Here is an 18,768-nt window from a genome sequence, read left to right on the forward strand (position 1 = left end):
GGCCTCCCGCTAGCGTTCATCCTGAGCCAGGATCAAACTCTCCATTGTATGTTTGTCTGACTCACTCAAAGTTTTGACGCTTTAGTTTTTCCTTACTTGGTTGTTATATTGTATGTCAATGATCTTTATATCTTTCGCTTTGTAATGAAACACTCTCTCTGTCAGTGGCGCTCCATATTTGCGAGTGCAAAAGTAAAACTTTATTTCGTAATGACCAAATGTTTTCGAAAGAAAATTTAAAGTTTATTTGGTAACCTTAACTCCTTCTATAACCCTTAATCTTCTATACTCCTGCGCTCCCGTATTGGGACTGCAAAGATACAAATCTTTTTTACTTCCGCAACTTTTATTTCTAAAAATTTTGAAGCCTTTTTTTAGACTTATTTTCTTTTCGAGTATACGTTTTATGCTTATCTAAAAGCCCTTCTGCGCTTACTGATTTTCTTTCGTTTTTCAGTGCGGCAAAGGTAAGCCAACTTACCTATACCAAACAAGTTTATGTAACACTAAATTCATATTACGTTCATTTTTTATCTTAACACGCTGGAAGGTAAGGTGAAAAGTTTTAAACAAATGTTTGAGGAGTTATAAGTGAGGAGTTATGAGTTATGAGTTGTGAGTTGTGAGTGATAGGTGATGGAAGTTATTCCATATATATGGTATTGTTCTTTTACTATATATTATTTTATATGATCGGGCTGTCTTATCTGAAGGTTCCCGGATTAGGTTTGGGCTAAAGCCAAGGCAGGGGCTGCTTTTATTTGAGCGGGCTAAAGCCCACTCCTATTGACGGCATTCTTAATTATATAGGTACAGCTGATTGTTTGTTTCGCATTGCTACGTTATTCTGAGCTGGACGTACATTTATCTTGTAAGGATCCAGACGCTGGATATTCATATGAAAGATAGTGGATACAATCGCAAGATCCCTGCGGAAATCAAAGATTCTAAGTAATCAATGAGAAACGGGTCTGGGAAACACTTATAATAATGAATACAATGGCTCTCTATTTTATATTGTTGAAATCCAACCCTATTACTCATCACTCATCACTCATCACTCATCACTCATCACTCATAACTACTTATTACCTATTCCTCCCCTAGCCCCGATAGTAACGGGTACCCCGCAGCACAGCTCGGCACAGGGGAAGGATACAGTGCAGGGAGCCATGGCGCGAGGAGTATGAGTGGATAGCGGGAAAAAGCTCCTCTTGAGTTCGAGAGTTTGAGAGTTCGAGAGATGTAGAGTTCGAGAGGGGTTTGGGAGTGGAAAGCTGAAGATTTGGGAGTGAAATGAAGTTATATATATTATATAGTAGTTTATTGGTATATATGGTGTGTTATCCCCTGCTGTACACTTATATTGGCTACATGCTTTACTCTTATTCACTTTTTCAACGATCATAATAGATGTAATAGTCATAAAAAAGGGGAAACATTTTTTTTGATTGCTTACATTTGTAGTACATTCTGAATTTTAAAGGATGAAATGAGTTTATCTATGATTGACAAGAAATATACGGAAACAGTTCATACAGATATGAACCACTACGAATATACTACAGTAACCCACGATGAAAATAAGGTAAGAGTCTACATGCTGAAGAATGGTTTAAAGGTTTTCCTTGCCCAAAATTTTGATGCACCAAGAATTCAGACTTTCATTCCGGTAAGAACGGGAAGCAATAATGATCCGGCAGACAATACGGGATTGGCCCACTACCTTGAACATATGATGTTTAAAGGTACTTCTAAGATAGGAACTCAGGACTGGGAAAAAGAAAAGAAACTTATTGATCAGATTTCAGCACTTTATGAAGCCCATAAAGCAGAGCAGGATCCTGAAAAAAAGAAGGAAATCTATAAAAAAATAGATCAGATCTCTCAGGAAGCCAGTCAATATGCTATCGCCAATGAGTATGACAAAGCTATTTCGTCTTTGGGTGCTAGCGGAACCAACGCCCATACCTGGTTTGATGAAACGGTTTATAAGAATAATATTCCCAACAACGAGCTTGAAAAATGGCTAAAAATAGAGAAGGAAAGGTTTTCTGAAATCGTATTACGTCTTTTCCATACGGAGCTGGAATCTGTATACGAAGAATTCAACAGAGCACAGGATAATGATTCCAGACTGGTGAACTATGAACTGATGGATGCTTTGTTTCCTACCCATCCTAACGGGCAACAAACTACCCTAGGTAAGCCGGAACATTTAAAAAATCCTTCTATGGAAGCTATTCATAAATATTTTGATGAATATTATGTTCCTAATAATTATGCAATGGTATTGGTTGGAGATTTTGATTTTGAAGAAACAATCCAATTAATTGATCAGTATTTTGGGGCTATTCCTTACAGAGAGCTTCCTGAGAAAACTCCGGTTATTGAAAAGCCCATCACTGAGGTTGTTACGAAAACGGTAAAAAGCCCCACTACTCCAAGGGTTCAGCTGGCCTGGAGAACGGATAGCTATGGTACAAGGGAAGCCATGCTTGCTGATATTGTAGCCAACATCCTTAGCAACAGAGGGGAGGCCGGTTTATTGGACCTCCATATTAATCAGACTCAAAAAATGTTGTGGGCACAGGCTTTTTCTGTAGGATTAAAACAATATGGCTATTTTTCTATTGTAGCTGTTCCCAAGGAAACACAGGCGTTGGATGAAGCGAAGGAAATGGTGCTGGAAGAAATTGAACTGATCAAAAAGGGAGATTTCCCTGACTGGATGCTTCCTGCCATTATAAACGATTTCAAACTTCAAAGAATGAAGGGCCTTGAAACGGCAGAAGGCCTGGCCACGACTCTTTATGACACCTATATAAAAGGAAGAACCTGGGAACAGGAACTTAATGAAATGGATGAATATTCCAGTTTCACCAAGGAAGATGTGATACATTTTGCCCAGGCGTTCTTCAAAAACAATTATGTTGTTGTTTATAAAGAAAAAGGGGTTAATGATAAATTGGTACGGGTAGAAAATCCAGGCATTACTCCTGTTAAAATCAACCGTGCTGCTCAATCTGAATTTTTACAAGAGATTTTGGCTGACCAGCCTGAAGATATCAAGCCTGAATTTATCAACTACCAAAAAGAAATTGCTACAGATCACGTTCGGGATAAAAAGCTAAGCTTTGTTAAAAATAAGCATAATGATATCGCCCAGGTACATTTCATTTTCCCTTTCGGAAGTGATAATGACAGAGATTTGGGAACTTCAACTCAATTCCTGCAATATGTGGGAACTCATAGATTTTCTCCTGAAGATTTAAAGAAAGAATTCTTTAAAATAGGGGTCAGTAATGATTTTAAGACGACCAATAATCAGCTACTGATCACGTTAAGCGGACTGGAGGAAAATATTGAAAAAGGGATCAGTCTTTTGCAGCACTGGATGTATGAAGTAAAACCGGATCAGGAGATTTATACTCAATTTGTGGATACTATCCTGGAAAACCGTGAGGCTGTAAAGAAGGATAAAAACCGAATTATGACCGCCTTAACCACCTACACCAAACTGGGTAGTACTTCCCGATTTTTGGATATTATTTCCAAGGAGGAACTTGAAAGCAGTAAAGCAGAAGTTTTTACTGACCGAATGAAGAATCTATTCAAATATCCATATGAAATTTTTTTCTATGGAAAAGATTTTGAAAACTTTAAAGGATATATTGGAAAGTATATAGAAGCTGAAAGTCTTCAGATTCCGGCACCGAAGCTTTATCCAGAACCCAATACAGGAGGAAATGTATTTTTCATCAATTATGACATGGTTCAGATGGAAATGAGCAAAGCAGGAAAGGGAAATCCTGTCAATCCATCCAATTTTGGGAAAGTAAATGTCTTCAATGAGTATTTTGGAAGAGGATTATCCTCCATTGTTTTCCAGGAAATCCGTGAAAGCAAGAGTCTTGCCTATTCTGCTTATGTTTCTTACAGTGCCCATTCAGAACTGAATCATCCTGATTACATTACCACTTATATTGGTACTCAGCCGGATAAACTGATGATTGCTGTAGATACGATGAATGATTTGATGAGTGAGCTTCCGGAAGTTCCCTCTCAGTTTGAAAATTCAAAGAATGCCGCTTTAAAACAAATCGCTTCAACAAGGGTTACAAGGACTAATATATTTTTCAATACATTAAGACTGAAAAAACTGAATATTACTCACGATTTCAGAAAAGACATCTATGAGCAGATTCAGGTACTGAAGTTTGAAGACCTCAAAGAGTTTTATCAGGCAGAGATCAAACCTGTACATTTTAATACAGCTATTATCGGTAAAAAAGAAAACCTTAATATGGAAGCCGTAAGTAAAATGGGAACTTTTACAGAAGTAAGTTTACAGGATATTTTTGGACATTAATACATCTTCTATATTTAATAAAAGAACGGAAATATCTCCGTTCTTTTTTATTGATATTTAGCAAAAGAATCTTTCACAATTTCTTTGGCATTATTTTCTACATTTTGATAGGAATAGAAACCGTAAACTGTATCAAAGCTGAGCTCTTCAAATCGTTTTTCAATTCTTTTAATTTCATTCTGCGGGAGAGGAATTCTGTTCGGATAGCTTCTCATGGTCGCAAAATGCTTCATGGATGGGGATAAATACATCGTATCTCCAATTAAAAGCGTTCCTTTTTCACTCATCCAGGGAATTTCCAGGATCGAACTTCCATCAAAATGTCCACCTATATTATGAAGTGTTAGCTGATTCCAAAGCTTCATATGATCACCTGTCCAGTATTCTACCAATCTTCCACCATTCACCACCCATTCTTTATCTTTTTCATGATATAGATTTTACTGTTAAAAGCTTCTGCCCACATTTTCATAATTGAATAATAATGAGGGTGGGAAATTGCAATCGCTTTTAATCCTCCTTTTGATTTAATAAATTCTACCACTCCTTCATCCAGTAATGGGATACAATTCCACAATATATTTCCATCTTCTGAAATCACAAAGAGGGCACGCTGGCCAATAGAAAACCGAGGGTTTACCACAAACTCATAAAGGTTATTATTGATTTTTTTTATTTTGACACTGTGCTCTTCTAAAAGTTTCTCGTGGCTGATCCAGGATTGCCCACTTTGGGGTACTGCCTGTCTTTCATCTTCACATATAATACAGGCATTATCCGTATAACTTTCCGGATATTGTGTACCACATTCAGCACACATTTTAAGTTTATTATCGCTCCCGTTCATAAGATTTTTATTTAAAATTACATAGATATAATATATTGCAATTCACTTTATCCATAGAATTAACCTATACATAAAATCTTAAATTTCCCTTACGCATTAAAGATTACGATATCTTTATCAAATAAAAAACCTATTTAATTTTGATTAAATAGGTTCTTATCATTATTCTTTATTTGATTACTTTCATTTCATCAACAAGCCATTTTGAATCGGCAAATTTTTCAATGATGAACAGTATATATTTTGTATCCACCATGATGTTTCTGCTGAAACGGGGATCATAATTGATATCACTCATTGTACCCTCCCATTGCCTGTCAAAGTTAAGGCCTACTAAATTTCCGTTAGCATCCAGCGCAGGGCTTCCAGAATTTCCTCCGGTGGTATGGTTTGTTGCTGTAAATCCAACAGGAACATCTCCGGTCTTATCTTTATAGGCTCCAAAATCTTTCTTGTTATAAAGATCGATCAGCTTTTTAGGAACATCAAATTCATAATCTCCCGGCACATACTTTTCTATTACTCCGGCTAAGTGAGTCTGATATCCGTAAGAAACAGCATCTCTTGGTGCAGAGCCTTTTACTTTTCCGTATGTTACACGAAGGGTAGAATTGGCATCCGGAAAGAATTTTCTGTCTTTATCTGTTTCCATCTGTTGTGCCATAAACTTCTTCTGCAAAGCATCAATCTTGGCCTGAAGTGAAGTATATTGCGGATCAGCAGTTTTCATGTAAGTTTCTCTCATAGAAATGTACAATTGATAAACAGGATCTTTCTTCAACATTTTAATCAGCTTATCCTGATTAGAGAATCCTTTTTCAATATCAGCAGTCAGGGCAGCCCCGTTTACTGCTGTTCTTCCTGTGATGATAGAGCTTTTAGACATCTCTTCCACTACAGGGATGTTTGCATTTTCGTCTTTAAATTTATTAAATCCTGCCGGCAAAAACTGGGGTGCTGTTTTATTGGCATATAAAGCCAATAATTTAGCCGTTACTTTAGAATCCAGTTCTGCACTGTAGTCTTTATAGAAAGAGGATAATTTTGTTTTTAATTTTGCAAGTTCCTTTTCATCCATTCTCCCTGCTTCTACAGCAGTTATAAAGTCATAATAGTCACCTGCAAGCTTCAATGTTTCAGCATTTTTTACAACTTCTGTATAATAAGCGTTGTTTAATGCGTAAGGAGCCTGATCATTGTAAAATTTATTCAATTGATCTAAAGTAGACTTGATCTCAGGGTTTTTAGCGACAAGAGAACCTTCATACATTACTTTCTTTTCTACTGCATTGGATTTTTTCAATCCTTCTACCTCACCGATCCATTTTTTCCAATAATTGGCTACTGATGCATATTTTGAAGCATATTTGATACGTGTTTCACTATCGACACGCATTTTTTCGTCCAATGTTTTTAAAGCCACATCACGTACAGCAATTCTTGCAGGATCAATATCCTTCATGATCTTCTCTACAGCTACTGCAGGAAGATATTCTGTAGTTTTCCCTGGGAATCCGAATACAAAAGTGAAGTCATTTTCGTTTTTGTCTTTTATAGAAACCGGTAAATAATGTTTGGGAACATAAGGAACGTTATCTTTTGAAAACTCTGCAGGCTTATTGTTTTTGTCTGCATAGATTCTGAACATTGAGAAATCTCCGGTATGTCTTGGCCAAACCCAGTTATCTGTATCGCTACCGAATTTTCCTATACTTTGTGGTGGAGCTCCTACGAGACGGATATCTTTATAGGTCTCGATGGTATAAGCGTAATACTTGTTTCCATAGTACATTGACTTTACTAAGATCGATTGGTATGATTCAGTTTTCTGAGAGTTTTTGTAAACCTCAATATTGTTATTGATCTTTTTAGTAAGCTCAGGTTCTGTAAGGTTATCTGTACCCTCCAACACCTGGTATGTCACTTCTTTTATATCTACAATAAAGTCTACTTTTACTCCTGGATTAGGTAATTCACCAGTCATATTTTTAGCCCAGAAACCATTTGAAAGCAGGTCGTTCTGAACTGTAGAATGTGCCTGAATCTGCCCATAACCACAGTGGTGATTGGTAAGCAACAGTCCTTTAGGCGAAATAATTTCTGCGGTACATCCACCGTTAAACTGTACTACTGCATCTTTAATACTCGGCTTCTGAGGGTTGAAAATGTCTTTGGCAGAAATCTTCATTCCCAAATCCTTCATTTCCTTCTCATTCAGTTCTGTAGGAATCCACATTCCTCCATATTGTTGTGCAAATGCCATTGCAGCCGGCAAAAGAAATACGGATAAAAGTATCTTTTTTGTCATAATCATAATTTTGCCCGAATTTACGAAGAAAAATACGAACAGGCTTCATAAAACGGGTGTAAAGTTGGAATGGATATTTTTAGAGAATGGAGATAGTAGATTTCAGATGACAGACTTTTGAAATTGAGATAGAACTGAGGTATTGAATATGACCATATCAATAGTGAATTTTTTGCTCCGCAAAGTAAATAGTGAATGTAGTATCCGTAAAAATTCACAAGCGAAGCAAATTGACCATTGGCCATTACCCATTCACACTGTAATTTTATCAATAGCGAATCTTTTGCTTGCAAAGTAAATAGTGAATGTAGTATCCGTAAAAATTCACAAGCGAAGCAAATTGACCATTCATCTACTCTCCCACTCTCAAACCCTCAAACTCTCCCACCTGATATGGCTTGGTTTTTGTTCGATGCCAGTCAGTTTAAAATTAACAATATTTAAATAATTATTATGATGAAAAACAAAATGTTTATCCTGGGAATCGGGGCTGCTTTATTTCTTGCTTCTTGTTCTAAAAAAGAGACAACAACTGAAACAATAGGTTCTACAACAGATTCTACCAGTGTGCAACCTACTCCTACAGACAGTATTTCAAAGGCCACTCCTACTGCTGCGGGTGACACTTCTGAAAATGCATTGGATTGGAATGGTACTTATGAGGCTGTTGTTCCGTGTGCTGACTGCCCTGGTATCAAGACTTCTTTAACATTGAATAACGACAAAACATTTATTATCAATGAGGAGTATCTTGAAAGAAATTCAAAGAGTCAGGATAAAGGATCTTTTGAATGGGATACCACAGGAAGCATCATTACACTGAAAGGTAAAACAGCCAACTATAAATATAAGGTTGGAGAAAACATACTTATCCAGCTGGATATGGACGGAAAAGAAATTGACGGTCCCAATAAAGATCTATATGTCTTCAAGAAAAAATAAAGGCTCAGGCCTTTATTTTTTTGCTTTATATTAAAACTGATAGGCTATGATCTTCTCATCATCCATCAGGCAACTGATGACTTCTTCATGATGGTTATTTTTTCCTGTAAGTCTCCAGGTAACGGATAAATTCCCTTGTGTATACTGCTGTTTGATCATCATATATTGCAGGTGATGTTCTTTAAAAATAGCCTCACAATGTTTCACATCTTCCGAACCTGCTACTGATATTTTATACTCCCTGATCTTATGATAATTGTCTATAAAGGTCTGAAGATAGGTAAGAGAACTCAAAATCAAGAGAACAAGCACTGTTCCTAACAGGGAAAAATAAACATATCCTGATCCTACTGCCATTCCTATTGAGGCTGTAGCCCAAATTGTGGTGGCAGTGGTGATCCCATCGATCTTGTTATCGCCTTTAAAAATAACCCCGGCTCCCAGAAACCCAATTCCTGTAATAATATTGGCTGCAAGGCGGTCCGGATTGGCAACTCCTATTTTAATAGAAAGAATGGTGAATAGACAGGAACCAAAACAGACTAAAATAAATGTACGAAGGCCAGCCGACTTATTGCGGTATTCACGTTCAGCACCAATCAGCAATCCAAGGATAACTGAAATAAAAATCAGTATAAGTTCGTTTTTAACGGTATAATGGTCCTGAAGAAATTCCATTTAAAAAAAAATTAAGTGTAGAATAAAATTACGACAAAAAAATTTACGGAACTATTTTTGAATTCAGACTTTATCCGGATATTAAAAATTCCTTTTTTAACGGAAAACTTTTGTAATATTACAGTCTCAATAGGAAGCCAATTATAGTATGGAAGCTACTTTTTTTGCTACAAAAGAAGAATTCAGAGAATGGTTGGAAAAACACCATACAGAAGAAAAAGAGCTGTTAGCAGGATTCTATAAAACCGGAAGTGGGAAACCTTCTATGAGCTGGTCTGAATCTGTAGATCAGGCTTTGTGTTTTGGCTGGATAGATGGTGTAAGAAAATCCATAGACCACGAAAGGTATTCTATACGGTTTACCCCAAGAAAATCCGGGAGTATCTGGAGTCTTATTAATATCAAAAAGGTAGAAGAGCTTTCAAAGGCAGGCCTTATGACCCCTTCAGGTCAACAGGCATTTGCACTTAGAAAAGAAGAAAAATCCGGTATTTATTCTCATGAAAAGGAGAATATACTGCTGGCTCCAGTTTATAAAGACCAGTTTATGGCTCATACAACTGCCTGGAATTTTTTTGAAGCCCAGCCTCCTTCTTATAAAAGGGTAATCATCCATTGGATTATGAGTGCAAAACAGGAAAAGACAAGGCTTTCAAGATTGGAAAAAGCGATTGACAAAAGTGGACAATTAAAAAGATTAGAATAAATTTACAATACAAAAAAAATAATTTATGGATAAGGAAACTTCTCACTTCTGGCTGGGATATTTTAAAAATGAGGAAGACTTTTATGACTTTGTAGAAGAGGATGAAAATTTTTATATAGAAGAAGAAACTGATGACCAATATGTTTCAAAATTTGCAGAATCACAGAATATAAAATGGTTTGATGACGATTTTATAGAGTATGGTTTTGAGAATGAAAATCTGGGAATTTATGAAAAGTTTTCAGAGTACTCGTATGCAGACCAATGGCTTCCTGTACTGGAAAGCAAACTCAATGAGCTTAGCCTCGATACTCCGGTCAACGCCATTATCTTTGCCAGCAGATTTGTGATTCCTAACCCTGTTTCTGTAGAGCAGGATGACAACAAGCTGTATTATATTGGTGAGATTGAGTTTGACGTTTAAATTACAACATAGGTTTTCACATCATTTCTTATGAACAGGAAATTCATACTTATTAATATCATCTTGATTCTGCTCATTATAGCGGTGTATATTTTTGAATATTATGTAGAGAATTATCCGATGGTGTTTAACCTCATCTATAGTAGTAAAGAATGCAGATTAGAATACCTGGCTGTAATACTAAGTGTTACAGCTTTGGTTTCTTATCTGATAAGCAGCTTGGATATTAAAGGTTTAAGTTTCAAAACTAAATTTTTAAGGATCTTTCCGATAGTCAATTTTCCGGTTCTGGCATTTTTTATTTATTTATCAATCAACGGATGGGTAGAAAAACAAAGAAAAGTCTCAGCAATAGAAAATAGGTATTCCCAACAGGCTACCCAGGATATTAAAAATGATCAGGTTACTATACAATTTGGCGGAGGGTTTCCATTATTATTACATGACCCTGCAACGCTCAATAAAATTGACAGTATTCGGAAAAGGTATGGAGTAAGATATATCAATACCGGTTGTGTGATTGACGGCTTTGAAACCACAGGCCAGGAAAAATATTCAGAAATAGTATATCCCTATCTTGACCGGAGAAACGGCAAAAGGTGGGAAGACAGAATGCAGAAAGAGATTAACACTGTGAAGAAAAATTCTCATCCTTAAAGCCATCCGACTCATAAACATCTTATTTTGAAAAGTACAGCTTCTTCTAAAGCCCCAAGATTATTTCCTTTTTTACAGAAACTTTCTATTTCTATAGCTCTTATTTTCGCAATAACCAGTCTGCAGATTTACTGGTCTGTGGGACAGTTTTCCGACCATACCTCAAGTAGTTGTCTGGAATGCAGTCTCTTTGAAGATACTATTTACATGTCTGCTGTTACGAGTGTATTCTTATCGGCTATTTTCCTTTTATTTTCCTTTGTAAAAAAGATTTTCATTAAGGCAGCTATTGAGTTTCTATTATTAATAAGTCTGTGGATATTCTGGAACTACAGCATTTTTGTGGACAGAGAGTCTTCGTGGAGTACCTATGACTTTAAATCAGAACTTTATTATACACTAACTCTTTCCTCTTTGTCGGTTATTATTCTTGGATGTATCTGCATTTTACTATTACATTATAAAGAAATAAAAGCTAGATGGATAGTTTATAAAAAACATAAACTTTAATTTTCAAAGTACGGCAAACCGTAAATAATTTTCAAATGTTCAAAATATTTTTGTACATGAAAAAATTATAATTATGTCATTAACTCAATGTCCTCAATGTCAAAAATACATAAATTCCACTGTTGTTTTTTGTCCTCAATGTGGTTATTCAATCAAAGCTGATCCAAAACAAAAAAATTCAGATGTTCCCTCTTCTCATACTCCTAAAAAACAAAATAACGGATGTGGTATTGTTTTGTTATTTATAGGGATATTGTTTATAATATTTTTAATTAAAACATGTTCTGAAACAAAAGATCATTCTAATTCTACAAGTGAAACAGTTAGCCAATTCTCTAAAGAGGACAGTATTAAAAATAAAGCAAAAATTGACAGCATAGATCAACAACAAAAAATTGAAAATGAAAAATTCTTAAAAACCAAAGCCGGGAAAATTCATAAAAAACATCCTGAATGGTCAAGAGAAGACTGCATTAAAATTTCTGAACATAAGATTTGGATTGGAATGCATTATGATATGCTGGTATATATAAGAGGCAGACCGAATAACATAAATACCTCAAATTATGGAGATGGTCCTAATTATCAGGCTTGTTGGCATGATTATGATCCGTCTTGTTTTTATTTTGCCGAAAGCCAAATTATTACTTCTTATAATTAAAAAAGGTGAGCTGATAGTGGCTCACCTTTTTAATTATTTTTTAGAATGTAACGTCTATTAATGCGCTTCCAGCCAGTTATCTCCGACACCAATTTCTACCAGTAAGGGAACCTGTGTTTTTAAGGCATTCTCCATTTCTTTTTTTATCAATTTTGAAGTCGCTTCTACTTCATCTGCAGGGGTTTCAAATACCAATTCGTCATGTACCTGAAGGAGCATCTTTGTTTTTAACTGCTGTTCTTCAAGTTCTCTGTCTATTTTGATCATAGCAATTTTTACAATGTCTGCTGCGCTTCCCTGAACCGGAGCATTAACAGCATTTCTTTCTGCATGTCCTCTTACAACAAAATTGTTGGAATTGATATCTTTTAAATGGCGTTTTCGGCCCAGAATAGTTTCTACATATCCCATTTCACGTGCTTTATTCACCTGTTCTGCCATATACTTCTTCAGTTTTGGATAGGTCTCAAAATAGGCTTCTATCATCTGCTTAGCTTCCGTACGGGACAGTCCGGTCTGTTCTGCCAAAGCAAAAGCTCCCTGTCCGTAGATGATTCCAAAGTTTACCGTTTTTGCCTGGCTTCTCTGTACTTTAGACACTTCCTCCAATGGAATTTTAAATAGCTTAGCTGCTGTAGAAGCATGAATATCTTCTCCGTCCTGGAAAGCTTTGATCATATTATCTTCTCCGGAAATCTCGGCAATAAGACGAAGTTCAATCTGTGAATAATCGGCAGAGATGATTTTCTTCCCTTCTCCGGAAACAAAAGCTCCACGAATCTGCTGGCCTCTTAATGTTCGGATCGGAATATTCTGAAGGTTAGGATTCACACTTGCCAGACGGCCTGTAGCGGCTGTAGTCTGTGAAAAATTGGTATGTACCCTGTTATCTTCTTTCTCAATTTGTGAAGGAAGAGCGTCTACATAAGTGGATTTTAATTTCTGATAGGTTCTGTATTCCAGGATATGCTTGATGATTTCATGTTTTGAAACCAGCTTTTGAAGTACATCTTCTGAGGTAGCATACTGTCCTGTTTTTGTTTTTTTGGCTTTAGGGTCAAGCTGCATTTTCTCAAAAAGAATTTCCCCCAGCTGTTTAGGTGAATTCATATTGAACTCTTCTCCTGAAAGTTCAAAGATGGTGCTTTCCAGTTGCTTCAGGTCATTTTCAAGATCAATACTTTCCTGTGCCAGCCACTTTTCATCCAAAGAAATTCCGGAAAGTTCCATTTTCGCGAGAACTTCCATCAAAGGCATTTCAATAGTATAAAAAAGCTCTTCTAAATTTTCTTTTTTCAGCTGTGGAGCAAACAGCTCATACAACTGGAAGGTAACATCTGCATCTTCTGCAGCGTAATCTGTTTGTGTCCTAAGATCAGCATCTCTGAAAGTTCCCTGATTTTTACCTTTTTTTCCGATAATGGTTTCAATAGAAACTGGTTTATAGTTCAGATACACTTCTGAAAGATAATCCATACCATGCCTTCCATCCGGATTCAGCAGGTAATGGGCAATCATGGTATCGAACATAGCCCCTTTAACGGTGATGTCGTATTGTTTTAATATTTTATAATCAAACTTTAAGTTGTGAGCAATTTTCAGCAGATCTTCTTTTTCAAAAAACGGTCTGAAAATCTCCAGTGTTTGCAAGACTTCTCCTTTATCTTCAGACAAAGGAATATAATAAGCCAGACCTTTTTTATAAGAGAAACTCATTCCTACCAGTTCTGCTTCCAGTTCATTTAATGAAGTGGTTTCTGTATCAAAGCAAACGGCCTGTTGTTTCAATAAATTATTAACCAGTGCCTTTTGGGCTTTTGGATTATCTACAAACTGATAAAGGTGGTCATTCTGCTCAATGGTGGATTTCGTGGAGGTTGCCTGATCCAGTTCTTCGAAATTAGCAAAAAGGTCAAGCTGCATGACCTGTCCTTTTACTTCAGTACCTGCCGGAGTTTGTTTTACTTCAATTTCGCTTACCACTACTGTTTCTGTTGCTGCAGGCGCAAAAGCTCTGTACAGGTTTTCATAGAGTCTTCGGAACTCAATTTCTTCAAAAACCTCCTTTACTTTTTCAAAATCCGGAGTCTCCAGATCATATTGTTCCTGATGGAATTCTATAGGAGCATCACAAATAATAGTGGCCAGCTTTTTAGACAAAATTCCTCTTTCTGCCGAAGCTTCTACCTTTTCTTTTAATTTCCCCTTTAGTTTATCGGTGTTTGCCAATAAAGTTTCAATATTTCCGAATTCTTTCAGGAACTTCATTGCTGTTTTTTCCCCAACTCCTTCCAGTCCCGGGATATTATCTACAGCATCTCCCATCATAGCAAGGAAATCGATAACCTGTTTAGGATCTTCAATTTCATATTTTGCCTTTACCTCCTCTACTCCCAGAATTTCTATATCTCCACCTTTTAAGCCGGGCTTATAAATTTTAATATGGTCAGTAACCAGCTGTGCAAAATCTTTATCCGGTGTTACCATAAAAGTGGTATAGCCTTCTTTTTCTGCTTTGCAGGCAATAGTTCCTATCACGTCATCCGCTTCATAGCCTTCTACTCCCAAAATAGGAATATGCATCGCCTCCAAAATCCTGTGAATGTATGGAACAGCAATTTTGATTGCTTCAGGAGTTTCACTTCTGTTAGCTTTATAATCTGCAAAATCATCAGTTCTTACGCTTGCTCTTCCTACATCAAAAACTACGGCCAGATGGCTTGGTTTTTCTCTTCTGATCAATTCAATCAAAGAATTTGTAAAACCGAAGATGGCAGAAGTATCCAAACCTTTGCTCGTGAGTCTCGGATTTCTGATCAGTGCGTAATATCCTCTGAAAATCATCGCATAAGCATCGATGAGAAATAGCCTTTTATCTTGTGTTGCGTCCATATTGTCTATAATGAACAAATATATGAAAATAGGAGCAAAATTCGAGATATGAGTTGTGAGGTTCGGGATGCGGGATGTGAGTTTTTGGTCTCCGTTTTTAAAATTTACAATAAAAGCTGTTGGTATTGGCTTCTATCTCTTATCTCGCACAGAAATCATAAAGTCCATAAGATTTATAACACTTTAGTTATCTGAGGTATCAGCTTTATGCATTAATAAAGTTGTGAAAATAATCTCACGTAATTTTAAAGAAAATCAAAGATTTTTTGCTTAAGTGTACTTTTTTATTTTCAATCAGTTTAAACTTAAAATAAACTAAAGTGTTTATAGCATTTCACTCAGTTTTTGTGACTCAATTTTTAATTGGTTTAAACAGGTTGAGTATTATTACACTAATTAAAATGAAATAACGCTTTTAGAATAAAATTTTTTGTTTCTAAAAAACAGATGATGCAGGGTTCATTTTTTTACTTGGAAAAATTGTGACAGGTCTAAGCTATCCCCAGTTTAAAAAAAACCGTATACTGTTATAAAAAGCAAAACAGCATACTCAAGAGTACACTGTTCTGTATTATTTTTGTTTGGTTTATGGCTTATTTACCTGGCCATAATCCTGCATACTGAGAAGTACCGTAGTCGATTGTTTCAGCACTTACTACGAAACTGATCAACATACTGTTGCTGTCTACTGCATCGAAGTCTACTTCGTGCTGAATTACATATCCGTTTTCCCAGTTCAAAGTAATTAATGTTCCTTCTTCGTGAGATTTGTTGAATGTAATTTCTCCTTTAGTAGGCTTATACTTTCCGTTCAATAAACTTTCAAGGATATCAGACTTTTCAGTTGCTTCTACTGTTACTTTAATTAATGCGTTAGAAGGATCTGATGCTACACGTCCGGATACATCAGTAGCTCTGGATACACTGTAGTTCATTTTTAATAATTTTTGTCCTTCGCCACCGTTGAATTTTAAAATTCCTCTTGAATTTCTTTCTGCCATGATTTGTAAATTTTAATCGTTAGTAATAAATTGTTATTCAATAATTATATAGCAAAGATAAAGACCCTGGTATGGAAAAAAAAGCTTTTGATAAGAAATCTGAAATTTTGTAGTAGTTCTACGATTTTATGTCGTAATTCTACGACAATAGAGTTAAATGGCTCCCCAATCGCTTATTAATAAATATTTTATCCATAATTCAAAAACAGCAATAATACATACATTAATACACTTTTATGGGAAATATTTTAATATAAAGACTCTATTATTTTGATTTTTAAAATTATTCTGGCGGGTACTTTTTGTACAGGTTTGGATAAAAGACAATATTTAAAATTGAATGTTTGAATACCCAATTATCTATTTAATAATTCTTATTCTTAAATATAAGGAACCCATCCAACTAAAAATATCTACCTTTTAATCTTGTCTATATGATTAAATTGAAGATTGCAAAAAAAATATTCTGATGCTTCATCTAAAATACAAAATATATTTATTGTTAATTTTGTTCGGCTTTGATTGTTACCCCACCTCCTGATTGGTTTTCAAATGAATCCGCTAATACATTAAAAGTCCATTCATTAAGAGGAGATACCAGTAAGGGAAGTATAAGCCCTACCCCATTTATTCCTCCAAAGCCTTTAGCGGTCTCAGCTTTCATGCCTTTGTTGGTTTCTGCCTTATGTTCATTAATTACTCTATTACCTTTATTGCTTGTTTTTATTCTTGGAAGAATTTTCCCGCTGTTTTTTCTCTTCATTGCTTCTACAGCCTGAGCTCCAGATCTGGTTTTCTTCATTTCAGCTACTATTTCCGCAATTCTCGCCTCACGTTGTGCACGGGTACCTTTCAGTTCCATGATTTCTTTGATATACTTTTCGTTCTGTTTTTGTCTGTACTTGTCATAAGAATGATAAAGAAGGTTTTCGGCTGCACTTGTTTGTGATGTCCCTATATATGGATCATCAGGTGTATCCACAGTAAAGGGTCCTTCTAATTCTTTACGGGAAGCCAGCATTTGATCATAAGCAGTACTTTTGTCATCGCTACTGAACATTCCCTGCATTCCCTGTGCTTCCAAATAGGAAATGGGCTGAAATATAAGATATGCACCTACTATTCCTACTGCAGCTTCTTTTCCTCCTGCAAAAAGGCCTGCCCCTAATCCGCCACCGGTAGCAGTGAAGGCTGTTCCACCAGAAAATCCTATAGCGTAACCGAAAAGTCCACTGATTACAGCTGTTAAACTTACTTCGCCCCAATTTCTGAAAGCCACATTTTTCGCAGCAGCGTTCGCTTCTCCTTCATCTAAAAATGGTGTAAGAATTCCCGGGCCGGCAGAACAGGTAAGAAATGATTTTTGGGTAAGCGCTTTATGTCCTTCGAATTTAACACTTGCGTGAGGATTAACCCATTCTACAAGATTAGGATTACATTTTGTACTATTTGATGCTATAATCACTGTTGCCGCAACAGCCAGTGCTCCCAGAACGACAGCTCCCACTCCCAAAGTACAAACTGAAAACGCGACAGCAAGTCCAAGGGCTAAACCAGCCACTAAAAATGACCATGCAGCAGCTTTTCCCCAATTGCTTTTACACTCGAAATCATCCTTTAGTACCATATCTACTTCTGTAAGCAATGGTTGTTTTTCCGATTTATAGACAACAGAAAGATTCCACATTTTAGGATCTACAAGCAAAACTCCCGGGGAGGGATCCATCTGATAGCTACAGACTACATGTGTTTCCTGAGGAAGATACCTACTCATAATTTATAAATTTTCTTTATTTGGTTTTTATTTGTACCTACAGCAATTTCAGGGGAAAACACATTGAGTTCCCAATAATCACTAATAGAATTTACAATCTTTGGAGTCACAAAATTCAATGAATATGTATTTTTATCGTTTGTATAAAACAATATCCGCAAAACTTTATGATCACCCGCATTCTCTACAATATGTACTTCATTTACCTTTTTTTTCGGTAAAATAATTTGCCCGGAACCTTTAAAAATCAATGTATCTGCTGACAGTTCAATAGTTTTAACTCCAGAAGTAAAATAAAAGTACAGATATACCAGAAAACAATATAAGAATAGGAAAGGAAGTGTTACCAAAATCTCTAAAAACACATTCCCAGTCCTTGTAATTACGCCAATATCATTTTTGAAAGGTTCCATTATATTCCTAAAAAGCAGCATAAATGCAAAGCCTGATACACAGAAAATAATGAACTTCATTTTTGGGTTTTTAATCAAAAAAGAACTCACCGGAATCTGCTCAGCACTGGTTATTGTCTTACTCGTTTTACCTCTCTGTAAATCCATTAAAAAGTCATTATATTCTTCTGCACTGCTTTGAAAAGGATGTTTTGAGACTGTAATTTTTTCGGCCTTCAATGGGAGAAGAATTTTATTATTCTCTATTTTTATTTCATTTTTGGATATTGTATAATTATTCTTTTTGTACTCAATACTGACTGATTGATCATCAACTTCCCTGATACTGCCGATTGGTGAAAAACTATAATCCAGAATTTTATAGAGAACAATACAGTGAAACAAATAAAACACAAAGAGTACAAAATACAGAAAAGTTCTATCTATTTTAAGACTTGGAGTATGAAGTACAAAATCAAGATATTCCCATCCCGGTACAAAATAAGAATATATAAGAACAATAAATAGTGCTGCAAGCACAACACCTATTTTTTTGCCACTGTTTAAAGTCTTTATAAAAATCATTTTTTTCTAGAATTATTAA

At 35.8% G+C, this 18,768-nt stretch carries 15 protein-coding genes; 7 read left to right on the top strand and 8 right to left on the bottom strand.

Features of this window, described 5'->3' with window-relative positions; genetic code table 11:
* The first annotated feature begins 1,504 nt into the window (after positions 1 to 1,504).
* Positions 1,505 to 4,372, top strand: coding sequence for an insulinase family protein (locus LQV47_RS20090; RefSeq protein ID WP_230040852.1), 2,868 nt, complete (start codon positions 1,505 to 1,507; stop codon positions 4,370 to 4,372).
* A gap of 47 nt (positions 4,373 to 4,419) precedes the next feature.
* Here LQV47_RS20090 and LQV47_RS20095 read toward each other — a convergent pair whose 3' ends face one another.
* The 3 genes from LQV47_RS20095 to LQV47_RS20105 form a co-directional block, all read right to left on the bottom strand.
* Positions 4,420 to 4,779, bottom strand: a complete 360-nt coding sequence (locus LQV47_RS20095) for a hypothetical protein (RefSeq protein WP_230040853.1) — start codon at positions 4,777 to 4,779, stop codon at positions 4,420 to 4,422.
* A complete protein-coding gene (locus LQV47_RS20100; protein ID WP_230040854.1) occupies positions 4,776 to 5,219 on the bottom strand; it encodes a hypothetical protein in 444 nt (147 codons plus the stop codon). Before LQV47_RS20100 ends, LQV47_RS20095 begins: the two co-directional genes overlap by 4 nt.
* Positions 5,220 to 5,388: 169 nt before the next feature.
* A complete protein-coding gene (locus LQV47_RS20105) occupies positions 5,389 to 7,527 on the bottom strand; it encodes a S46 family peptidase (RefSeq protein ID WP_230040855.1) in 2,139 nt (712 codons plus the stop codon).
* Positions 7,528 to 7,980: 453 nt separating this feature from the next.
* Between LQV47_RS20105 and LQV47_RS20110 the strand changes: the two genes are divergently transcribed.
* Positions 7,981 to 8,469: a copper resistance protein NlpE N-terminal domain-containing protein gene (locus LQV47_RS20110; protein WP_230040856.1), complete on the top strand. Its 489-nt coding sequence runs from the start codon at positions 7,981 to 7,983 to the stop codon at positions 8,467 to 8,469.
* A gap of 30 nt (positions 8,470 to 8,499) precedes the next feature.
* Here the strand turns inward: LQV47_RS20110 and LQV47_RS20115 are convergent, their stop codons facing one another.
* Complete coding sequence (locus LQV47_RS20115) at positions 8,500 to 9,147, bottom strand: MgtC/SapB family protein (protein WP_230040857.1); 648 nt, start codon at positions 9,145 to 9,147, stop codon at positions 8,500 to 8,502.
* A gap of 148 nt (positions 9,148 to 9,295) precedes the next feature.
* Between LQV47_RS20115 and LQV47_RS20120 the strand changes: the two genes are divergently transcribed.
* The 5 genes from LQV47_RS20120 (at position 9,296) to LQV47_RS20140 (ending at position 12,105) form a co-directional block, all read left to right on the top strand.
* Complete coding sequence (locus LQV47_RS20120; RefSeq protein WP_230040858.1) at positions 9,296 to 9,853, top strand: YdeI/OmpD-associated family protein; 558 nt, start codon at positions 9,296 to 9,298, stop codon at positions 9,851 to 9,853.
* A 25-nt stretch (positions 9,854 to 9,878) separates the two neighbouring features.
* Positions 9,879 to 10,277 (top strand): immunity 22 family protein, encoded by a 399-nt coding sequence (locus LQV47_RS20125; protein ID WP_230040859.1) that lies wholly within the window; start codon positions 9,879 to 9,881, stop codon positions 10,275 to 10,277.
* A gap of 30 nt (positions 10,278 to 10,307) precedes the next feature.
* Complete coding sequence (locus tag LQV47_RS20130; protein WP_230040860.1) at positions 10,308 to 10,934, top strand: hypothetical protein; 627 nt, start codon at positions 10,308 to 10,310, stop codon at positions 10,932 to 10,934.
* A gap of 27 nt (positions 10,935 to 10,961) precedes the next feature.
* A complete protein-coding gene (locus LQV47_RS20135; RefSeq protein WP_230040861.1) occupies positions 10,962 to 11,444 on the top strand; it encodes a hypothetical protein in 483 nt (160 codons plus the stop codon).
* 73 nt (positions 11,445 to 11,517) lie between these two features.
* Positions 11,518 to 12,105: a hypothetical protein gene (locus LQV47_RS20140; protein ID WP_230040862.1), complete on the top strand. Its 588-nt coding sequence runs from the start codon at positions 11,518 to 11,520 to the stop codon at positions 12,103 to 12,105.
* Between the two features lie 57 nt (positions 12,106 to 12,162).
* On the opposite strand, the gene polA is transcribed toward LQV47_RS20140, so the two are convergent.
* From polA to LQV47_RS20160, 4 genes are all read right to left on the bottom strand, one after another.
* Complete coding sequence (polA, locus tag LQV47_RS20145; RefSeq protein ID WP_230040863.1) at positions 12,163 to 14,997, bottom strand: DNA polymerase I; 2,835 nt, start codon at positions 14,995 to 14,997, stop codon at positions 12,163 to 12,165.
* Positions 14,998 to 15,590: 593 nt separating this feature from the next.
* A complete protein-coding gene (tssD, locus tag LQV47_RS20150; protein WP_230040864.1) occupies positions 15,591 to 15,998 on the bottom strand; it encodes a type VI secretion system tube protein TssD in 408 nt (135 codons plus the stop codon).
* A gap of 502 nt (positions 15,999 to 16,500) precedes the next feature.
* On the bottom strand, positions 16,501 to 17,772 hold the full coding sequence (locus LQV47_RS20155) for a PAAR-like protein (RefSeq protein WP_230040865.1): 1,272 nt from the start codon (positions 17,770 to 17,772) through the stop codon (positions 16,501 to 16,503).
* Entirely contained in the window at positions 17,769 to 18,749 is a 981-nt protein-coding gene (locus tag LQV47_RS20160; protein ID WP_230040866.1) for a hypothetical protein, read from the bottom strand. The genes LQV47_RS20155 and LQV47_RS20160 overlap by 4 nt, the downstream gene beginning before the upstream one ends.
* Positions 18,750 to 18,768: the final 19 nt, after the last annotated feature.

The organism is Chryseobacterium sp. Bi04, assembly GCF_918698085.1.
Lineage (GTDB): Bacteria > Bacteroidota > Bacteroidia > Flavobacteriales > Weeksellaceae > Chryseobacterium.